Origin of the sequence: Aeromonas sp. 159 (assembly GCF_963862045.1) — a bacterium.
GTDB classification, from domain to species: domain Bacteria; phylum Pseudomonadota; class Gammaproteobacteria; order Enterobacterales; family Aeromonadaceae; genus Aeromonas; species Aeromonas veronii.
The window spans coordinates 1-1,049 of sequence record NZ_CAWLMI010000100.1 but is presented as its reverse complement, the minus strand read 5'-3'; the positions used below and the strand labels follow the sequence as shown (position 1 = coordinate 1,049).

Sequence of the window (1,049 nt, the reverse complement as noted above, 5' to 3'; positions counted from 1 at the left end):
CGCTACTCAATGAAGAGATTGGGCAACTGATGCCGCAATGTCAGCTTGTTGACTCGGGCAGTGCTGTTGCCAAACGGGTGGCCTGGTTGCTGCACAATGGTGGGCATGCCACAGTGCAGCCTGTACATATAGAAGAGGTAATTGCCAGGGCTTACTGTACCCGGCTGGATGGGGAGGCTCAAAAACTGACAGCCCCCTTGCAAGCATGGGGGCTGTCATCACTGGAAGAGGTGAAGTACTGACGAGCGGTTAGGCGTCAGTTTCGCTACCTTCTCTTTCCTCTTTATCACGTTTGTCATTCGCTTCACGCACCTTGAGGGTGCGCTGCTGGTACTCTTTATCATTCAAAGCGGCAATCGCCTTGGCGGCATCGGCGGCGGGCATCTCCACGAAACCGAAACCTCTGCGCTTGCCGGTTGCCTTGTCCTTCATCAACCGCACGGAAATGACCTGGCCCTGTTCGGCAAACAATTCGCGCACTGCGATCTCATTGGCGCGATAGGGCAGGTTGCCTACATATAAGGTGCAAGTCTCCTGATTGGCGATCGACTCGGCAACATTAGCCGGGGTTCGCTTCAGGAACAGCGGTACCACGAAACCGCCGATGGCCAGACCTGCTGCAAAAATCACTTCCGCTTTCAAAGAGAACTGCAGGGCCTGGGCAACCAGGTAGCCAACCACTGCCAATACCAGAGCAAGGATTGCGGCCTGCATATATACGGGAAACTTGGATAAATTCATCTTAAAAGACCTTTTGTAAATGAAAGCAAAAAAGGTGCAACACTATATTCACCTCCATGGTAACCAGCTTTCCTGATTGGCGCTACCATGGACCACTCGGGAGAGGTTATCGGCTCCAGTATGGCATTCCCAAGGTCACTGAAGGCGACATAAATGACGCTAAAATGGGAGTGAAATAACCGGATTGTGGATAACATTGTATATATACACTGAATAAGCTGTTTCTAATTGAATAATTTGAAATTTTCGTGATTATCTTCAAAAAAAGTCTTGTCATCGCAGCGCAGCTCCCTATAATGCGCCCCTAC

General features: G+C 50.4%; 1 protein-coding gene and 1 pseudogene. One reads left to right on the top strand and one right to left on the bottom strand.

Features of this window, described 5'->3' with window-relative positions; genetic code table 11:
• A pseudogene (locus AACR14_RS15640) lies at positions 1 to 242 on the top strand (glutamate racemase); the annotation flags it as partial.
• 7 nt (positions 243 to 249) lie between these two features.
• On the opposite strand, the gene AACR14_RS15635 reads toward AACR14_RS15640, so the two are convergent.
• A complete protein-coding gene (locus AACR14_RS15635) occupies positions 250 to 741 on the bottom strand; it encodes an RNA recognition motif domain-containing protein (protein WP_005339200.1) in 492 nt (163 codons plus the stop codon).
• Positions 742 to 1,049 lie beyond the last annotated feature (308 nt).

Coding starts and splice junctions, on each gene's coding strand:
- AACR14_RS15635 (WP_005339200.1), bottom strand. CDS start 741: ATGAATTTATCCAAGTTTCCCGTATATATGCAGGCCGCAATCCTTGCT.